Origin of the sequence: Rouxiella chamberiensis (genome assembly GCF_026967475.1) — a bacterium.
GTDB classification, from domain to species: Bacteria; Pseudomonadota; Gammaproteobacteria; order Enterobacterales; family Enterobacteriaceae; genus Rouxiella; species Rouxiella chamberiensis.
On the sequence record NZ_CP114058.1, the window covers coordinates 1,373,558 to 1,391,784 of the forward strand.

Below are 18,227 nucleotides of genomic sequence, written 5' to 3' on the forward strand. Positions count from 1 at the left end.
TGCTGGTGCAGTCTTGTATAGACATGCACTTTCAAAGAGCGAAAATAGCTAATTTCACGTCGTGCCTAACCAAGGGTAGATCTTTTCTATGAACAGCAAAGTCAGTGAATACGAAAACCTGGTGCCGGTTTTTGATGGCCATAATGATGTTTTAATGCAACTTTGGTTAAATCATCACCAGAATCCCGAGCAAGCCTTCCTCGAAGGTCCCGCCTGCGGGCAGATGGACATGCCGCGCTGTCGTGAAGCAGGATTCGCCGGTGGCCTGTTTGCGGCCTACGTTCCGTCACCGTCCTTGTCTGACTCACCGGAAGAAGCAAGTATCGTGCCGCAATCTGGGGTGGATACCCGTTTCCTCGTTGAAGGTATTAAAAAACATCCAGATTTTTATCCTACGCCGGACATTAATTCTGCGCGCGACGTCACAATTGGCATGATGGCCTTTTTGCTGCGTATCGAAAAAGCGTCGGCGGGTGCGGTGAAAATCTGTCGCACTGCGCAAGAAATCCGTGAATGCATCAAGAACGAGTCATTAGCTGTAGTTATGCATATTGAAGGGGCCGAGGCTATCGACCCTGACCTATATCTGCTCGATGTGCTCTATCAGATGGGGCTTCGCTCTCTAGGTCCCGTCTGGAGTCGGCCGAATATTTTTGGTCACGGCGTACCGTTTAAATATCCCTCCACGCCCGATCTTGGCCCGGGTCTTACCGGCCTCGGTATCAAGCTGGTCAAGGCGTGTAACCAGAAACGCATCATGGTCGATTTATCGCATCTTGATGAAAAAGGCTTCTGGCAGGTGGCGAAACACAGCGATGCGCCGCTGGTGGCGAGTCACTCCAATGCCCACGCACTGAGTGCCCAGTCGCGTAACCTTACGGACAAACAGCTGGCGGCCATCAAAGAGAGCAACGGCTTTGTCGGCGTGAATTTCGGCATGTCTTTCCTGCGCGAAGATGGACAGAAGTCACCGGACGGCACTGTGATGGAAATGGTGCGTCACGTCGATTATCTGGTCGAAAAGCTCGGTGAAGACCACGTCGGTTTTGGCTCGGATTTCGACGGCGTCACTTTGACGCCCGATATGGTCGACGTGCGCGGCTTGCGTAAACTCGAAGCCGCGCTTCGTTCCGCAGGTTATAACCAGCACGTTCTGGAAAAGATTTGCCACAAGAACTGGATAGCTGTGCTTGAACGTACATGGGGGAGTGACCGCCCAAAAGCGGTTGGTTTTTTTAGATTTGAGAAATCTAAAGGCAAAGTTTGGTTTTTAGATTGGGAATCTAGGGCAAGGATTGGGTTTTTAATTTCAAATTATTTTTTAATTTCAAATCTAAGATTAAGGTCGAGTTCAAGTTCAAGTTCAAAGGCATGCGCTGCGCTTACTGGGCGGCGGCCCGGAGGCGCGGCTTTAATGCCAATGTTCAGGGCAACGGGCTCCGAGGAATTTTTCCGGTTTCAATACTTCAATGGGCATTTGACCCACAGCGCCGGAACCGGGCAAGAGGTGGAAGGCGCCACCTCTTGCATCTCTGCGCCTTTTGTCCTCGCCAAGCCGTGCCATTCTCAAGTTTGTAGATCTTTCCAGACGCGCCCGCGCGTGGCGTAGGTCGCGCCGCTCCGCGGTCCCTTCACTTCGTTCGCAAGCCAAAAACGTCTTGCTCAACTTCACTCAGCGCCGCCCCGAATCCGCCAGTATCAGCTTCTACCCAAAATCGTGTTCATCCTTCCGCGTCGCCTGCCCACAAACGGCTTATTTCTGCAAGCGAAAAGATGAAAGACCTTACTTACCCCCATTTCCAGAATGATTAAAACTCAAAAGGGTTAGGCCGTCTCCGTTCAAAGAAAATAGGTTTCGCCTTTGGAGGGAAGGGGTCTTGACCGCGGGCGGGTTGCCGGTTTTGGGGTAGAGGCTGTGATTGGCGGTATCAGGGCGGCGCGGAACGGCGTGAGCGAGACGTGTTTGGCTCGCGAGCGGAGTGACGGGAGCGCGGAGCGCCGCGACCTACGCCACACGGCGGAGTAACTGAAACGATGTCGTTATTTTGCACTTATCGCGTCGCGAGGGCAAAGGGCCCGGGATTCCAAAGGGTGTGGGCCCAGGCACACCCTTTGGGCGGTCTGGGCCGCCGCCCAGTAAGCGCAGCGCATGCCTTTGAATTTGAACTCGACCTTAATCTTAGATTTGAAATCAAAAAAATTTTGCAAAAAAACAGAAGGTTGCCTTTAGATTTTCAATCTAAAAATCCAGTTTGCCTTTAGATTTCCCAAATCTAAAACCGCCATGCTCGGTCAAGCTTAAATCTCCCGTCCCCATTGCAGCATGGCCGCCAGCAGAGGCTTGATAACGCCCTGTAACTGCTCGGCTTTGTCATTGATGTACGGATAAGGCTCTATCTCGTCCATATAGTTGCACTGGGCTAATTCGAGCTGGACGGCGTGCTGGTTTTTTCGGGCTGTCCATAGGCGCGGGTGATATATCCGCCTTTGAAACGGCCGTTCAGCACATGAGTGAAGGTGCTTTGTGCCTTGCAGACGCCAGTGACAACCTCGCCAAGCCCGGCGGCGCAGCTCAGGCCATCGTTGGTGCCGAGATTAAGGTCCGGTAGACGACCTTCGAACAGGCGCGGAATAACCGAGGAGATAGAGTGCGCGTCAAAGAGCAGGGCATAGCCGAACTCGGCCTTGATGCGCGCCAGTTCCTGCTCGATCTTTTGATGATAAGGCTGCCAGATCTCATCAAGATAGGTTTTGCGCTGCGCGTCGTCCGGCTGTTGACCCGCTTTGAAGGTTGGGCGGCCATCGAAAAGCGTGTCGGGATACAGGCCCGTCGTCGCGGTGGTGTATAACGGTTTGTCATCGGCGGGGCGATTCAGGTCGATAACAAAGCGCGAATAGTTGCCGATGAGGATGCTGGCACCAAGCTCGCGGGCAAAATCGTACAGCTGGGGCAGATGCCAATCGGTATCGGAAAGGGGCAGCGCGGCATCGGTCAGGCCGCTCGCGACTTCAGGCGTCAGGCGCGTGCCCGCGTGCGGAATACTGATCAGTAACGGCGCATGGCCTGCAATAAACTGGTAGGGTTCAGCGATGCTCATAAACGACTCTCTCCTCGATAGACGACGGTGCAGGGCAGTTGACCGCCCAGCCAGTAAACCAGTTCGGCCGGGCGTTTGACCGGCCAGTGGACAAAATCGGCGACTTTCCCCGCCGCAAGCGTGCCGTGCGAATCGCCGAGCCCCAGCGCCTGCGCCCCGTGGCAGGTCACACCCGCCAGCGCTTCTTCCGGCGTCATGCGAAACAGCGTACAGGCCATGTTCAGCATCAGTCTTAGTGACAGGGCGGGTGACGTGCCGGGATTGGCATCGCTCGCCAGCGCCATCGGCACGCCATAACGGCGAAAAAGCGCAACCGGGGGAACCTGCGTTTCACGTAGCAGATAGAAAGCGCCCGGCAGCAGCACGGCAACGGTGCCATTTTCAGCCATCGCCTTGACATCGGATTCGGTGGCGTATTCGAGATGATCGGCAGACAGCGCGTGATGTCGCGCCGCAAGCTGACTGCCATGCAGCGACGAAAGCTGCTCGGCATGCAGTTTGACCGGCAGGCCGAGCGAATGTGCCTTGTCGAAAACGCGCTCGACCTGGTCCGGCGAAAAGGCCAGATGTTCGCAGAATGCATCGACCGCATCGGCCAGACCTTCCGAGGCCACAAGCGGCAGCAGTGTGTCACAAATCAGCGTAACGTAATCATCGGCTTTGCCTTTGAACTCTGGCGGCACGGCATGCGCGGCCAGACAGGTCGAAAGCACGTCAACGGACTGCGTTGCGCCCAACTCGCGGATAACACGCAGCATTTTCAGCTCGCTGTCGACACTCAACCCGTAACCGGATTTGATTTCAATGCAGGTCACGCCTTCGGCGAGCAGGGTGCGCAGGCGGAATTCGGCCTGCGCGAAAAGTTGCTGCTGCGTCGCCTCGCGAGTCGCGTTGACAGTGGAAAGAATGCCGCCGCCCTGAGCGGCAATGTCGGCATAACTCACGCCATTGAGCCGCTGTTCAAATTCGGCGCTTCTGTCGCCCCCAAACACCAGATGCGTGTGGCAGTCGACAAGACCCGGCGTCACAATGCCGCCACCAAAATCCGTTTTGTGTTCCGTAATGAAGTCAGGGCATTGATGCTTCGGGCCTACCCACAGAATCCGGCCCTCCTTGACCGCCAGCGCGCCATCTTCGACGATGTTGTAGCGGCCGTCGTGCATGGTCACGATATCTGCGCCGAACCACAGGCTGTCGCAGTAAAGTTCGCCTTCATGCGCCGCAGGGGTGTAAAGAGGTGTCGCCATAGAAATCTCCAGAATCATTCTATCTTGTATAGACAACCGCCATGAAACTACCCGATTCTATTTCAGGCGGCAAGCCTGTGGGCAATAGCTTTTTCTTATCGCTCGAGCTGCCAACTGTCTGATGCCAAAGCGTTCACGGCGAATCTTTAACCTAGCCATGACTGGTGAAGCGACCAAAGAGCTGGTAGCGCGACCCTGGATACAACAGCCGCGCCGAGGTCACCACCTGATTGCCGCTCCACGTTCGACGGTGAATAAGCAGGCAGGGTTCGTGTTCGCCAAGCTGCAAATGTTTGCGTTGCTCTTCACTGGCGCTGACCGCTTCCACGCGATGTTCACCGGAGGTGAGCGGGGCGACCTGCATCAGATAATCGTAAGGCATGCGGTTATTGAAAACGTGCTGAATATAGTCGGGCGCGGTTTTCGGGTTTACACAACGTTCTTCAATCTGTACCGGCAATTCGTTTTCGTAATGAACGATTTGCGAGAAGAACAGCGGTTCACCACGGGCAATCCCCAGTTGCAGTGCCTGGCTTCGGCAGTGGCGGGACGTGCCTCGCATACCAGAACACGGCTGCTGTGACGATGGCCACGGTCGGCAATTTCATCAGCAATATTATGCACTTCCAGCATGGGCGTGTAGGCCTTGGCTTCGGCTACAAAGGTGCCGACGCCCTGCATGCGGATCAAAAATCCTTCGCTGGTAAGCTCGCGCAGGGCGCGATTAATGGTCATCCGACTGACGCCCAATTCGTTGACCAGCTCGCTTTCCGACGGCACGCGCTGATGAGGTTGCCAGACGCCCGCACGAATCTGGCTGATGATGGCCTGCTTGACCCGCTGATATATCGGCGCAGGGGTATCGCTAATCGCTGCCGAAAGCTGTGACAGCGTTTGCTGTGACACGGTTTGCAGCGCCACATTCTGTTGTAATCGCCCCTGTGAATCAGACATGCCCGACACCTCGCTTTTCATAAATCTTCCAGAACATTTTATTTGAGCTTTATTAAAAAATAACACAGACAGAGTTTACAGCGCCTGTTGCTGTATGTATATGTATAGACAAGCTGGTCGGAAATGTCGCACCGATAAAATCAAAAATTTCCATTCGAGTATTTTTACTACAGGAACATCGCCATGCCCGCTTATTTTGCTGCCCGCGCGTTACTGCCTGATGGATGGGCGCACAACGTCCGAATTGTTGTCGACTCACAGGGTTTTATCACTGATACGGTAGCCAACGCTACTGTTGATGATGCCTATGTCTTACAGGGACCCGTGGTGCCGGGCATGCCCAATCTGCATTCTCATGCCTTTCAGCGCGTGATGGCGGGGCTTGCGGAAGTAGCGGGCCATCCTCAGGACAGTTTCTGGACCTGGCGCGAACTGATGTACCGAATGGTAGGGCGACTGACCCCGCAGCAGATAGGCGTCATTGCCCGCCAGCTGTATATCGAGATGCTTAAAGGCGGTTATACCCACGTCGCCGAATTCCACTATCTTCACCATGATCCCGACGGCAAACCTTACGCCGATGCGGGCGAAATGACCGCACAGCTCAGTCAGGCTGCTCACGGCGCGGGGATTGGCCTAACCCTGCTGCCGGTGCTTTACACCTACGCCGGTTTTGGCGCGCAACCGCCGCAGCCTGGGCAGCGTCGCTTTATTCAGGACGTGGACAGTTATCTGCGGCAACAGCAAGTCATTGCGTCGCAGATAGCCGGGATTCCCACGCAAAATCAGGGCGTGTGCTTCCACTCTCTGCGCGCCGTATCGGCCGAGCAGATGCATCAGGTACTGGCTGTCAGCGACAGGACGTTGCCGGTCCATCTGCATATTTCCGAGCAAGTTAAAGAGGTCGAGGACTGTCTGGCGTGGAGCGGCAAACGGCCTATTTCCTGGCTCTTCGATAACGTCGAGGTCAACGCACGCTGGTGCCTGATTCACGCCACGCATCCCGATGCCCGCGAGCTGGAATTACTGGCCGAAAGCGGTGCCGTTGCCGGGCTGTGTCCGACGACCGAAGCCAATCTTGGCGACGGAATTTTCCCGGGCGTGGCGTATCTTGCGCAGGGAGGCCGCTGGGGCATCGGTTCTGACAGTCACGTTTCACTAAACGTGGTCGAGGAGTTGCGCTGGCTTGAGTATGGGCAACGGCTGCGCGATACGCGCCGTAACCGGTTGACCGCACCCCGGCAGCCTTCGGTCGGCGATGTGCTTTATACGCAGGCGCTGGCGGGCGGTGCACAGGCCTGCGGCGTGACGATTGGCAGGCTGGCGGCAGGCTTTCGCGCCGACTGGCTGGTACTCGACGCGGATTGTCCCTATCTTGCTGCCGCCAGCGATGACCAACTGCTCAACCGCTGGCTGTTTGCCGGTAGCGCCGCGCAAATTCAGGATGTGTGGGTTGCCGGAGAGGCTAAAATTATTGCAGGACGTCATCCGCATCAAGCGGAAGCGGCCGCAGACTTTCTTGCCCTGTTAACCCATCTTGGTCAGGAGTAGAGTCGCTATGCAAACTGCCTTGATACCGGATTCCCTGAACTTCTTCGCGGTGGAAAGCTTGCCTGTAACACCGTGGCGCAACGGCGGGGGCGAAACGCGGGAAATCATTTCGATGCCGCCGCACGCCAGTGACTTCAACTGGCGCGCAAGCATAGCCACCATTGCGCAGGACGGCCCGTTTTCCGCCTTTTCGGGTGTCGATCGCTCCATCACATTATTGACCGGCGAGGGCGTGCATCTGTTTGCCGACGGCGAAATCGACCATGCCCTCACCACCCCCGCCGAACCTTTTGCCTTCTCGGGCGATACCGCCTTGCATGCCAACCTGACCGGTGGCGTCACCACTGATTTCAACATCATGACCCGTCGCGGTATTTGCCGCTCTGTCGTCAGCGCCAAACGGCAGAGTTTCTATGCGCCATTGTTGATGGGCGGGGTATTGCTGGTGCGCGAGGGTGAATGGTTGTTGCAGGGCGAAAACGTGCTGCGTGCCAATCAGGGCGTGGTATGGGCCAATACGCAGGACGTTACGCTGGAACTGCTTCTGAAAGCCCAAAGCCCCGACAGCCTGATACTGTGGGCGGCCATTCTGCCGCTGTTCTAATTTGACGCGCTTTTATGCGCCAAAATAGCGCACGTCGTGCACTTATTTAACTCGGCAAGGGTCACTGGCAGAGAAAAAGACCCTTAAAGCGCGCGCGATAGGCGCAACAACGGACGATTTTTTCAAAGATAACTGGCACAAACTTTGCGTAATCCTTGAGTCAGCTTGTATAGACAACACGGCGATGTTATCGGGCAATTATCAACAGGGTCTTTAAACCGAGGTGGCAAATGAGCAAGATGTTTTCACAGGCCAAATTGAAGAAATCCTTTATCCGCTTGAGTCTTGCGGTGGCAGTGGGGGTGTGTGCGGCGGGCGCGTCGCAGGCTGCCGATACGCCGGTGACGATAGGCATTTCCGGCTGGACCGGTTTTGCTCCCCTGACCCTTGCCGACAAGGCCGGGATCTTCAAGAAAAACGGCCTTGATGTCACCTTAAAACGGGTGCCGCAGCAGTCGCGCCATCTGGCCATCGCCTCGGGTGACCTGCAATGCGCGGCCACCACGGTTGAAACCTATCTCAGCTGGAACGCTGCGGGTGTAGCCGTCAAACAGATCGTTCAACTCGACAAATCCTATGGCGCGGATGGCATTGCCGTCCGTCAGGGCATCAACAAGATTAGCGATTTGAAGGGCAAAACCATCGGCGTGGATGCGCCCGGAACGTCGTCTTATTTCCTGCTGGCGTGGATGCTGGATAAAAATGGCATGAGCATGAAAGACGTCAAGGTCGCGACAATGGGGCCCGATGCGGCGGCGCACGCTTTTATCGCCGGGCAAAACGATGCGGCCGTCTCTTATGAACCCTATCTCTCTTCCATTCGTCAAAGTCCCGACAAGGGCAAGATTCTAGCCACCACGCTGGATTACCCGATGGTCATGGACACGCTGGGCTGCACGCCTGATTTCCTCGCCAAAAACCCGAAAGCCGCGCAGGCGCTGGTCAACAGCTACTTTGAAGCGCTGGCGATGATTAAGCGCGAACCCGACAAAGCCAACGACATCATGGGCGCGGCGGTAAAAGAGACCGGCAAGCAGTTTGCGGAAGAGGCCAGTTACCTGCGCTGGCAGGACCTGGATCAAAACAGGAAATTCTTTGGCGGCGAAATCACAAGTTTCAGCAAAGAGGCTGCAACCTTGCTGACCCAAATGAAGATCCTGCGTAAAACTCCGGATTACGCTGCGGTGTTTGATCCCCAGTTTGTCGCCAATGCGACGGTCACCCCTTAAATCAACCAGACCGAGGATGAAAGCCGTGATGCAAGATTCCAGTTCGCAAGTTACGCGTCTGCCCGAGACGACGCAGCGTGAACCGGCACCTTTGCCGAGCAGTAAAAAGGTGTCGCATAATCCGATGATGGTGCCGCTCAGGCCTGTTGCGGCGCGGCAACGCGGCTTTCTTGGCTTCTGCTTTTTTGTACTGTTTTTCGGCGCATGGGCCGCGGTGACCTTTACCGGTGTGGTATCGCCGACCTTTCTGGCAAGTCCGGCCAGCATGCTTGAGGAAGGTTGGCTGCTGTTTACCGAGTTCAACTTTGCAGGTGACATCGGCATGACGGTCATGCGCGTGCTCGGCGGCTTTGTGCTCGCGTCCATTATTGCCGTTCCGCTCGGGATTTTGATGGGCTCCTACAAGCTGATTGAGGCGTTTTTCGAGCCTTTTGTCTCTTTCTGCCGCTATCTGCCTGCGTCCGCCTTTGTGCCATTGCTGATCCTTTGGGCGGGTATTGGCGAGATGCAGAAGATTTTGGTTATCTTCATCGGCTCGTTCTTTCAGATTACCTTGATGGTCGCGGTAACGGTCGGCGCGGCCCGACGTGATTGGGTCGAGGCGGCCTATACGCTGGGCGCGACCAATCGCAGCGTGGTGCGCCGCGTGATAATTCCGGGCGCGGCACCCGAGATTGCCGAGCTGTTGCGGCTGGTACTGGGCTGGGCGTGGACTTATGTCATCGTCGCCGAGCTCATCGGCTCGTCAAGCGGCATCGGGCACATGATTGTCGACAGTCAGGCCATGCTCAATACCGGACAGATGATTTTCGGCATTATCGTCATAGGCTGCATCGGCCTGCTGTCGGACTTTCTCTTCAAGGCGGTCAATCGCCGCCTGTTTGCTTGGAGTGCCTTCAAATGAGCAAGCCCACGCTAAGTATTCGGCAGGTCGAACGCACCTTTACCGGTCCGAAGGGCGAAAAAACCCAGGCGCTGTTGCCGGTCGATTATCAGGTTGACGAGAACGATTTCATTACCATTCTCGGCCCGTCGGGCTGTGGAAAATCGACGCTGCTGCGCATTGTCGCCGGACTCGACCAGCCTACGCGCGGTGAGGTCTGGCTCGACGGCGAACGGGTCGAAGGCCCCGGTGCGGATCGAGGCATGGTGTTTCAGAGTTATACGCTGTTTCCGTGGTTGAGCGTGCAGCAGAACATCTGCTTCGGGCTTGAGGAGCGCGGCGTCGGCAAGGCGGCTCAGAAAGAGCGTAGCGACTATTTTATTCACAAAGTCGGGCTGCGCGGGTTCGAGCACCATTTTCCACGCCAGCTTTCCGGCGGCATGCAGCAGCGAACCGCCATTGCACGCGCGTTGGCAAACGACCCGAAAGTGCTGCTGATGGATGAACCCTTTGGTGCGTTGGACAACCAGACGCGCGTGATGATGCAGGAGTTGTTGCTGTCGATTTGGGAGTCATCCCGCAAAACGGTGTTGTTTGTCACGCACGACATTGACGAGGCGATATTTATGGCCAATAAAGTGGCGATATTCTCCGCGCGTCCGGGGCGCATCAAGCGCGAAGTCGCTGTCGATTTTGCGCATCCGCGCGATTACCGCATCAAGACGTCACCCGAATTTATGGCCCTGAAGGCCCGAGTGACGGAAGAAATCCGCGTCGAGACGTTGCAGACGCAAGAACATTAACGGCGGCCAACGCCGCTTGACGCACCTTCCCGGCGGCTTTTCACTCGGCTGAAACGTCTCCGGGAATACGTTTACCTTAACTTGTATAGACAGGAATAGATTATGGCATCTTCAACGTCTGAAACGACACATTGCCTTTTGCAACCCGGACAGGTTGACCTGGCAACGCTGCGCAGGATTTATCAGGGCAATGTTCTGATTACACTGGCGGACAGCGCCCGTGCGGATATTCTCGCCTCGCAGGAAACGGTGCAGGGCATCGTCGAGCAGGGCCGCGTGGTGTATGGCATCAACACCGGTTTCGGCAAGCTGGCGCAGACCATGATCCCCGCCGACAGACTGGCCGAACTGCAACGTAATCTGGTGCTGTCGCACAGCGTCGGCATCGGCAAGGACTTGCCGGACGATGTCGTCAGGCTGGTGATGGCGACCAAGGTGCTGAGCCTGTCGCGTGGCCATTCCGGCATTCGTATGGAAGTCATTGAAGCGCTGATTACGCTGTTCAACGCGGGGGTAATGCCGTGTATTCCCGAAAAAGGCTCTGTTGGCGCGTCGGGCGATCTCGCGCCGCTGGCCCATCTTTCGCTCATGCTGATAGGTGAAGGGGACGTCACGATTCAGGGGCAGAGAATGTCTGCCGTGGAAGGTCTGGCGAAAGCAGGGTTAACGCCGTTTGTGCTCGGGCCAAAAGAGGGGCTGGCATTACTCAATGGCACGCAGGTGTCGACTTCGCTGGCGCTGCGCGGTCTGTTTGAAGGTGAACGGGTTTTCGCGGCGGGTTTGGTGGCAGGCGCGCTCTCGCTTGAAGCTATCAAAGGCTCAGTAAAACCGCTGGATGCCCGCATCCATCAGGCGCGCGGGCAGGAGGGACAGATAGCCGTCGCGGCCGCCGTCCTTGCCTTGCTGGACGGAAGTGACATTGTCACCTCGCATCTTAACTGTGGTCGCGTGCAAGACCCGTATTCCATTCGCTGCGTCCCGCAGGTGATGGGGGCCTGTCTCGACAACCTCAAACATGCGGCACGGATCCTGCAAATAGAAGCCAATGCCGCCTCCGATAATCCGCTGGTGTTCGACAACGGGGATGTCATTTCCGGCGGGAATTTTCATGCCGAACCGGTGGCCTTTGCCGCAGACATCATCGCGCTGTCGATTGCGGAAATCGGGGCGATTTCAGAACGCCGTCTGGCGCTGCTGCTCGATACCGGCCTGTCGGGATTACCGGCGTTTCTGGTCAATGACGGCGGCGTGAATTCCGGATTCATGATTGCGCAGGTCACGGCGGCGGCACTGGCGTCGGAAAATAAATCGCTCGCGCATCCGGGCAGCGTCGACAGCCTGCCGACTTCGGCCAATCAGGAAGATCACGTTTCAATGGCAACCTATGCCGCACGCCGTCTTGGAGACATGTGCTTCAACACGGCCGTGGTCGTGGGGATAGAGGCGATGGCCGCCGTGCAGGGCATCGATTTTAACCGTCCGCTGCAAAGCTCGGCCATGATAGAGGGTGAAATCGCCGCCGTGCGCGAGAAAGTGGCTTTTCTCGAGAAAGACCGCCTGATGGCACCCGACGTCGAAAATATGCGGCAGTGGGCCAGTCGTGATGCCTGGCCTGCGCCCATCCAGGCTCTGCTGCCTAGCTTCAATTAATTTTAATCAGGAAGGAGTGAGAGATGAATTCACCACAGAAAACCGCCGTAGCCCGCGTGGTTCGCGCCCCGCACGGCACCGAGCTAAGCTGTCGGAACTGGTTGATTGAAGCCGCGTACCGCATGATTCAAAACAATCTCGACCCGGATGTCGCCGAACGTCCCGAAGATTTAGTCGTGTACGGCGGGATAGGCAAGGCCGCGCGTAACTGGCCCGCGTTTGAGGGGATCCTGCAAAGTCTGCGTACCTTGAAAGAAGATGAAACCCTGCTGGTGCAGTCCGGTAAGCCGGTCGGCGTGTTTCACACCCACGCCGATGCTCCGCGCGTGCTGATAGCCAACTCCAATCTCGTGCCGCATTGGGCCAACTGGGACCACTTCCACGAGCTCGACAAGGCCGGATTGATGATGTACGGCCAGATGACGGCGGGTTCGTGGATTTACATCGGTGCGCAGGGCATTGTGCAGGGCACCTATGAAACCTTTGCCGAAGCTGGTCGCCAGCATTATGACAGCGACCTGCGCGGCAAATGGATTCTGACTGCCGGACTCGGCGGCATGGGAGGCGCGCAACCGCTCGCCGGCGTATTGGCCGGGGCCTGTGTGCTGGCAATTGAATGTCAGGAATCGCGCATTGATTTTCGTATTCGCACCCGCTATCTCGACCACAAGGCCTACACCATCGATGAAGCGCTGACCCTGATTGAAAAGGCCTGCGCCGAGAAGCAGGCGATTTCTGTCGGACTGCTCGGCAATGCGGCCGAGATTATGCCGGAACTGGTCAAACGCGCACAGCAGGGCGGATTACGTCCGGATATCGTTACCGATCAAACCTCTGCCCACGACCCGCTGAATGGCTACCTGCCGCAGGGCTGGAGTCTGGAACAGTGGCAGGCGGCGCGCACCGCCGATCCGCAATCGGTCGTCAAGGCCGCGCGGGCCTCGATGGCGGTGCACGTGCAGGCGATGCTGGACTTCCACGCGATGGGCATTCCCACTGTGGATTACGGCAACAACATTCGTCAGGTTGCAAAAGATGAAGGCGTCAGCAATGCCTTTGATTTTCCGGGTTTTGTGCCTGCCTATATTCGTCCGCTGTTCTGTGAGGGCAAAGGGCCGTTCCGCTGGGTGGCGCTCTCCGGCGATCCCGAAGACATCTACAAAACCGATGCCAAGCTCAAGGAGTTGTTCCCGGACAATGCCAATCTCATCAACTGGCTGGATATGGCACGCGAGCGCATTGCGTTTCAGGGTCTGCCCGCGCGTATCTGCTGGCTTGGCCTCGGCGAGCGGCATATTGCCGGTCTGGCGTTCAATGAAATGGTGCGCAAGGGCGAGCTGAAAGCACCGGTAGTGATTGGCCGCGACCATCTCGACACGGGGTCCGTGGCATCACCCAACCGCGAAACCGAGGCGATGAAAGACGGCTCGGATGCCGTGTCCGACTGGCCACTCCTCAACGCCTTGCTGAATACGGCGGGCGGCGCGACGTGGGTGAGCCTGCACCACGGCGGCGGCGTTGGCATGGGCTTCTCGCAGCATGCGGGAATGGTCATTGTCTGTGACGGATCAGAGGCGGCCGATGCGCGACTGGCGCGCGTACTGTTTAACGATCCGGCCAGCGGCGTCATGCGCCATGCGGATGCAGGCTACGAACAGGCCATTGACTGCGCCAAAACGCATCACTTGAATCTGCCGATGCTGTAATGCGTGACGTTGTCACGAAGTGACGTCATTCTGCCTCTTCTCCATCTGAAAGGCGAAGAGGCGGAAAACGCGTTGAGCAGAGTGTTAATCGAGGGTATAGACGTCCGGCCGACGATCTCTCAGAACCTGATTGAAATCGTTCCAGTTGCGATGGCGTTTGGCGTCGGCAAGATTCACCATAGCCATAATGATTTCGGGTGACGTATCGTTGGCAGGACCGGCAACCGGCCAGCCTGTGTAACTGGTTATCAGGCTTTGACCAATAAACGGCTGCTCTCGTTCTACGCCCACGCGATCGGCGGCGGCAATAAAGAGCGAATTGCTGTGCGAGGCGGCCATCACCAGAATATTGGCCATCGCTTCACGTTGAGGGTCCTGTCCCGGAATCGGCACCCAGTTGGTCGGCACACAGACGATTTCCGCGCCCTGCAAGGCAGCCATTCTAAAGCTTTCGGGAAACCAGCAGTCATAGCAAATTTGGCAGCCGAGCGTGCCTATCCGCGTTTTAAATACCGGAAAACCAAGATTGCCCGGTTCGAAATACAGGGCTTCATCCCCCCAGAGATGCACTTTCCGATAACGGCCAATATAGCCTTCCGGCCCGATAATCACGGCCGAATTATAGAGACTTTCGCCATCGCGTTCGGTGATTCCTGCGACCAGATAGAGGTTCAGACGGGCTGCGCAGGCCATCCACGCACGACACGACGGGCCTTCGGGAATGTTTTCCGCCAACGCAAAGGCCTCGGCGCGCGAGGCAAAGACATAGCCCGTGTTGCACAGTTCAGGCAGCACCAGCAGGTTGGCGCCTTTTGCCGCGGCCTGTTCAATCAGGGTAATCGTTGCGGCGACGTTGCCTGCGGTCTCACCAAAAACCGGTTCCGTTTGCAGACAGGCTACCGTGACGGGCGCTTCATGATGCGTTGCTGTCATTATCTTCTCCAGATTGATGGATGACGGCGCGCGTTACGTCGCCGTTTCATAAAATAGTGATCGCACTTATCAGGTTATTATTCAAGCAGAATAATACTCAACAAATTGATTGACATAAAATATTGTCGCGCCTCAATATGCAGAAGGATTTGACCAATAATTCCCCTAAACCTGCCGGAGAAATGAACATGAAAAGACGTACATTTTTAGCTGGGACCGTTTTGGCGGGTGCAACGCTTTTCGGCACCTTTTTTCCGGCAGTCAGCGGGCTTGGCATGGCCTCGGCGGCGACTCTCACCAAGGTGACCTTTATTCAGGAATGGCCGGTGGCGGATGGCTTCTGGATCCCGTGGATTTTAGGCAAGGAAAAAGGGTTCTACACGCAGGAAGGGATTGATCTCGACATTGTCGCGCCGCCGACGGTCGCGGATACCATGAAATTCCTCGGCACGGGGCGCGCGAATGTCGCCTTTACCACGGTCATGGACATCATCTTTGCCAAAGAACAGGGCGCGCCGGTTCAGGCCATTGGCCGTTATGGCAAAGAGAACAACTGGGGCATTATCAGTGCGCAGGGCAAACCTTTCACCGTGGCGGAATTAAAAGGTAAGAGCGTGGGCATTTACAACGATGCCTGGACCAAGGCCCAGCTGGCGCTGATGCTAAAAAGTGCCGGTCTGACCCTGAACGATGTGCAGATGGTAACGGCGGCCGATGATACCGTGCCGCTGCTGCTGCAAAAACGCGTCGACGTCATCACCGGTATTACCAACGCCGAAGGCACAGAAATGACCACGACCGGCAAGCAGAAGCCCGAATTCCTGCCTGCCATCGCCCACGGCGTGCCGAATACGCCTATCTTTATGCTGGCCGGAAACCAGACGTGGCTGAAGGAACATCCCGACGTCGCCAAAGCCTTTATGCGCGCCACAGTAAAAAGTATTGCCTATGCCGTCGCGCATCCTGATGAGGGCGTGCAGGCTTTCGCCAACGCCTATAGCAAAGCCTATGATCCGGTCTACATCAAACAGCAATGGGCCGACACCATGCCGTTGCTGGCACCGGCCGACAGCGCCTCGCTGGCGCAGGAAGCCGCCACCTGGCAAACCCTGCTGACCGCCATCAAAGCCGAAGGCATTGTCAAGGCGCCACTGCCTGCGGATCAGTACTTCACCAACCAGTATCTGCCATAAGGAGGCCGCGCATGCCCGCTTCCTCAATGAAACCGGCCTGGGGTTATCGTCCCGGACCGGATGTCGCCTTCGAGGCACCGCAAGGTCTGCGGGCGGCGCAGCGTCTGGCCAAAGCGGCTGCGCTGTCTGCGGTCGCCGCTGCCCGTGCCGGAATTGCCGAGAATGAGGTCGAAGAACAGGTTCACAGTTACTTTCGACAGCACGGCGCGACAGGCATCTGGACCATTACCAACGTCGGGCTTGGCGAAAATACCCGCGTCTGTTTTCCAACGCAGGGACCCAGCGACAAGAGGGCGGCCGAGCAGGATGTCCTGATGGTCGATGTGCATCCCATTACCGCCGACGGGTCTTGGGGCGACTGCACGCGCTGCGCCGTCATCGGTGACTATCCCGAAGCGGCGCAGGCACTCGGCGACCTCGAGAGAATCCATTATGAGACGCTGGCGCTGTGTCGGCCCGGCATGCCGGCAAACGAACTCTTTGGCCTTTCCCATGAACGTCTCACACGGGAAGGTTTTATCCTGCTCGATGCGCTCGGCAATATCGGCCATTCATTGACGGCGGGCGCGGCTTATACCCATGGCTTTATCGACGCCGGAAACGCCACGCCGATGTGGGGTGCCTGGGCTATCGAGCCTTTTGCCCAGCGTGGCGAGGTGGCGGTGAAAGTCGAAGATGTCGTGTGGTTTGGTCGCGATGGCTGCGAAATACTCTAGAGTCTAGATGCGCCTGTGCCGCAAGGCGACAGGCTGCAAGGAGAAAGCGCGTGATGAGTTATCCCAAGCTGTCACTGCAACAGGTGACACGACGTTTTGGCAGCATGACGGCGCTTGCCGCCACCAATCTGGAGGTCGAGGCCGGTGAATTTGTCTGTGTCGTCGGGCCTTCCGGCTGCGGTAAAAGTACCTTGTTCAATCTGATTTCGGGGGTGCTGAAACCCGATACCGGCAAGATTCTGATTGATAATCAGGACGTCACCGGCAGCAGCGGTCACGTCGGCTATATGCTGCAAAAGGATTTGCTGCTGCCGTGGATGACAGTTATCGACAACATTGTGCTCGGCGCTATCCTCAAGGGCGGCGCGAGCAAGACGCAACGCGAGGCAGGAAAAGCGCTTGCCGAACGCTATGGGTTGGGCGAATTTATCCATCATTATCCGGCGGCGCTGTCGGGCGGCATGCGCCAGCGCGTTGCGCTGATGCGCACACTGGCCATGCAGCACGAAATCATGCTGCTGGATGAACCCTTTGGCGCACTGGATTCGCAAACGCGCCTGTCGATGCAGCAGTGGTTGCTGACCGTATGGTCGGAGCAGAAGCGCACGGTGATTTTCGTAACCCATGATATCGATGAAGCCGTGTATCTGGCCGATCGCGTCGTTGTCATGTCGCCAAGACCCGGGCGCATTCGTGAAATCCTCAAGGTCGATATTCCGCGTCCACGGCCGCTTTCCAGCCTGACCAGCCCTGAATTCACGGCACTCAAGCGGCAGATCCTCGATTTAATCTACAACGATAACGAGACACAGGAAGTTGTTGCCCATGGCGCTTGAACATCGTCCCAACCTTGTACGCAAGCTGTTGTTTCCTCTCGGCGGTCCGCTTGCCGCGTTGCTTTTGGTGTTGCTGGTGTGGGATGTCGCGGTGCGCGTCTACCAGATACCGGCGTATGTTCTGCCGTCGCCGGAGCAGACGTGGGATCACATGATTGCCGACCTGCCGGTGCTGATGCAGGGTTTTCGCATTACCTTCGTGACCTTCCTGATGGGCTTTGTGCTGGGTGCCGGAGCCGGATTTATCTTCGCGGTGCTGATGGATGCCACGCCCTGGATCCGTGCCGTGCTGTATCCGATACTGATAGCCAGTCAGGCGGTGCCGGTGATTGCCATCGCGGCGGCATTGACCATCTGGCTGGGCTTCGGCCTTGCGCCGAAACTGGTGATTGTTGCGCTGGTGGTGTTTTTCCCGGTGGTCGTCAACGTGCTCGACGGGCTTAACTCGGTGGATAAAGACATGCTGAATCTGGTGAAGTCGATGGGCGGATCCCGCTGGAGCATCTTCCGCTATGTAAAACTTCCTGCAACCTACACGCCGCTGTTTTCCGCACTCAAACTCTCGGCGACTTTCAGCGTGACCGGTGCGGTCATCGGTGAATGGACCGCGTCAACCAGCGGCGGTCTCGGCGCGTATCTGTTGCAGGCCAACTCACGCCTCAACACTGCCGGAACCTTTTCGGCCATCGCGTTTCTGGCGCTGCTCGGCGTCGTGAGTTTCCTGCTGGTGATTTTGCTGGAATACATCATGACGCCGTGGCGCAGTTCGTCAAAGGCGCGCAGGTGGGGCCTGTTCCCCTACAAGGACTAGCGCGCTCGAACCG

Annotated in this window: 13 protein-coding genes and 3 pseudogenes; 12 read left to right on the forward strand and 4 right to left on the reverse strand. The window is 57.0% G+C overall.

Going from position 1 to position 18,227, the window contains the following annotated elements:
• Positions 1–88: 88 nt before the first annotated feature.
• A pseudogene (locus tag O1V66_RS06525) lies at positions 89–1,207 on the forward strand (dipeptidase); the annotation flags it as partial.
• A gap of 1,091 nt (positions 1,208–2,298) precedes the next feature.
• On the opposite strand, the pseudogene hutG reads toward O1V66_RS06525, so the two are convergent.
• The 3 genes and pseudogenes from hutG to hutC form a co-directional block, all read right to left on the reverse strand.
• Positions 2,299–3,098 (reverse strand): annotated as a pseudogene (gene hutG / locus O1V66_RS06530) (N-formylglutamate deformylase).
• Positions 3,095–4,345 (reverse strand): imidazolonepropionase, encoded by a 1,251-nt coding sequence (gene hutI, locus O1V66_RS06535; RefSeq protein ID WP_045047943.1) that lies wholly within the window; start codon positions 4,343–4,345, stop codon positions 3,095–3,097. Before hutI ends, hutG begins: the two are co-directional and overlap by 4 nt.
• A gap of 151 nt (positions 4,346–4,496) precedes the next feature.
• Positions 4,497–5,299, reverse strand: a pseudogene (gene hutC / locus O1V66_RS06540) (histidine utilization repressor).
• 183 nt (positions 5,300–5,482) lie between these two features.
• Here hutC and O1V66_RS06545 point away from each other — a divergent pair.
• From O1V66_RS06545 to hutU, 7 genes are all read left to right on the forward strand, one after another.
• Complete coding sequence (locus O1V66_RS06545; RefSeq protein ID WP_045047942.1) at positions 5,483–6,850, forward strand: formimidoylglutamate deiminase; 1,368 nt, start codon at positions 5,483–5,485, stop codon at positions 6,848–6,850.
• Positions 6,851–6,857: 7 nt separating this feature from the next.
• Positions 6,858–7,454 carry a HutD/Ves family protein gene (locus O1V66_RS06550; protein ID WP_045047941.1) on the forward strand — a complete coding sequence of 199 codons (597 nt, stop codon included), beginning with the start codon at positions 6,858–6,860 and terminating at the stop codon, positions 7,452–7,454.
• Positions 7,455–7,684: 230 nt separating this feature from the next.
• Positions 7,685–8,683 (forward strand): ABC transporter substrate-binding protein, encoded by a 999-nt coding sequence (locus tag O1V66_RS06555; protein WP_045047940.1) that lies wholly within the window; start codon positions 7,685–7,687, stop codon positions 8,681–8,683.
• 127 nt (positions 8,684–8,810) lie between these two features.
• Entirely contained in the window at positions 8,811–9,587 is a 777-nt protein-coding gene (locus tag O1V66_RS06560) for an ABC transporter permease (RefSeq protein ID WP_241481418.1), read from the forward strand.
• On the forward strand, positions 9,584–10,369 hold the full coding sequence (locus tag O1V66_RS06565; RefSeq protein ID WP_045047938.1) for an ABC transporter ATP-binding protein: 786 nt from the start codon (positions 9,584–9,586) through the stop codon (positions 10,367–10,369). Before O1V66_RS06560 ends, O1V66_RS06565 begins: the two co-directional genes overlap by 4 nt.
• A gap of 102 nt (positions 10,370–10,471) precedes the next feature.
• Positions 10,472–12,019, forward strand: a complete 1,548-nt coding sequence (gene hutH / locus O1V66_RS06570; protein WP_045047937.1) for a histidine ammonia-lyase — start codon at positions 10,472–10,474, stop codon at positions 12,017–12,019.
• A 23-nt stretch (positions 12,020–12,042) separates the two neighbouring features.
• Complete coding sequence (hutU, locus tag O1V66_RS06575; protein WP_045047936.1) at positions 12,043–13,725, forward strand: urocanate hydratase; 1,683 nt, start codon at positions 12,043–12,045, stop codon at positions 13,723–13,725.
• A gap of 84 nt (positions 13,726–13,809) precedes the next feature.
• Here the strand turns inward: hutU and O1V66_RS06580 are convergent, their stop codons facing one another.
• The gene (locus O1V66_RS06580; protein ID WP_045047935.1) at positions 13,810–14,658 is read right to left on the reverse strand and encodes a nitrilase family protein; all 849 of its coding nucleotides are present in this window, start codon (positions 14,656–14,658) and stop codon (positions 13,810–13,812) included.
• A gap of 188 nt (positions 14,659–14,846) precedes the next feature.
• Here O1V66_RS06580 and O1V66_RS06585 point away from each other — a divergent pair, with 188 nt between their 5' ends.
• Genes O1V66_RS06585 through O1V66_RS06600 form a run of 4 tightly spaced genes read left to right on the forward strand, consistent with a single transcriptional unit; the run spans position 14,847 to position 18,214 of the window.
• Positions 14,847–15,851, forward strand: coding sequence for an ABC transporter substrate-binding protein (locus tag O1V66_RS06585; protein ID WP_045048216.1), 1,005 nt, complete (start codon positions 14,847–14,849; stop codon positions 15,849–15,851).
• An 11-nt stretch (positions 15,852–15,862) separates the two neighbouring features.
• Positions 15,863–16,567 carry a M24 family metallopeptidase gene (locus O1V66_RS06590; protein WP_045047934.1) on the forward strand — a complete coding sequence of 235 codons (705 nt, stop codon included), beginning with the start codon at positions 15,863–15,865 and terminating at the stop codon, positions 16,565–16,567.
• A 53-nt stretch (positions 16,568–16,620) separates the two neighbouring features.
• Positions 16,621–17,403 carry an ABC transporter ATP-binding protein gene (locus O1V66_RS06595; RefSeq protein WP_045047933.1) on the forward strand — a complete coding sequence of 261 codons (783 nt, stop codon included), beginning with the start codon at positions 16,621–16,623 and terminating at the stop codon, positions 17,401–17,403.
• Entirely contained in the window at positions 17,393–18,214 is an 822-nt protein-coding gene (locus tag O1V66_RS06600; RefSeq protein ID WP_045047932.1) for an ABC transporter permease, read from the forward strand. The genes O1V66_RS06595 and O1V66_RS06600 overlap by 11 nt, the downstream gene beginning before the upstream one ends.
• Positions 18,215–18,227: the final 13 nt, after the last annotated feature.

Bases quoted from the DNA above. Each gene is read 5' to 3' on its own strand.
- hutI (WP_045047943.1), bottom strand. From the start codon at position 4,345: ATGGCGACACCTCTTTACACCCCTGCGGCGCATGAAGGCGAACTTTAC.
- O1V66_RS06545 (WP_045047942.1), top strand. From the start codon at position 5,483: ATGCCCGCTTATTTTGCTGCCCGCGCGTTACTGCCTGATGGATGGGCG.
- O1V66_RS06550 (WP_045047941.1), top strand. From the start codon at position 6,858: ATGCAAACTGCCTTGATACCGGATTCCCTGAACTTCTTCGCGGTGGAA.
- O1V66_RS06555 (WP_045047940.1), top strand. From the start codon at position 7,685: ATGAGCAAGATGTTTTCACAGGCCAAATTGAAGAAATCCTTTATCCGC.
- O1V66_RS06560 (WP_241481418.1), top strand. From the start codon at position 8,811: ATGGTGCCGCTCAGGCCTGTTGCGGCGCGGCAACGCGGCTTTCTTGGC.
- O1V66_RS06565 (WP_045047938.1), top strand. From the start codon at position 9,584: ATGAGCAAGCCCACGCTAAGTATTCGGCAGGTCGAACGCACCTTTACC.
- hutH (WP_045047937.1), top strand. From the start codon at position 10,472: ATGGCATCTTCAACGTCTGAAACGACACATTGCCTTTTGCAACCCGGA.
- hutU (WP_045047936.1), top strand. From the start codon at position 12,043: ATGAATTCACCACAGAAAACCGCCGTAGCCCGCGTGGTTCGCGCCCCG.
- O1V66_RS06580 (WP_045047935.1), bottom strand. From the start codon at position 14,658: ATGACAGCAACGCATCATGAAGCGCCCGTCACGGTAGCCTGTCTGCAA.
- O1V66_RS06585 (WP_045048216.1), top strand. From the start codon at position 14,847: ATGAAAAGACGTACATTTTTAGCTGGGACCGTTTTGGCGGGTGCAACG.
- O1V66_RS06590 (WP_045047934.1), top strand. From the start codon at position 15,863: ATGCCCGCTTCCTCAATGAAACCGGCCTGGGGTTATCGTCCCGGACCG.
- O1V66_RS06595 (WP_045047933.1), top strand. From the start codon at position 16,621: ATGAGTTATCCCAAGCTGTCACTGCAACAGGTGACACGACGTTTTGGC.
- O1V66_RS06600 (WP_045047932.1), top strand. From the start codon at position 17,393: ATGGCGCTTGAACATCGTCCCAACCTTGTACGCAAGCTGTTGTTTCCT.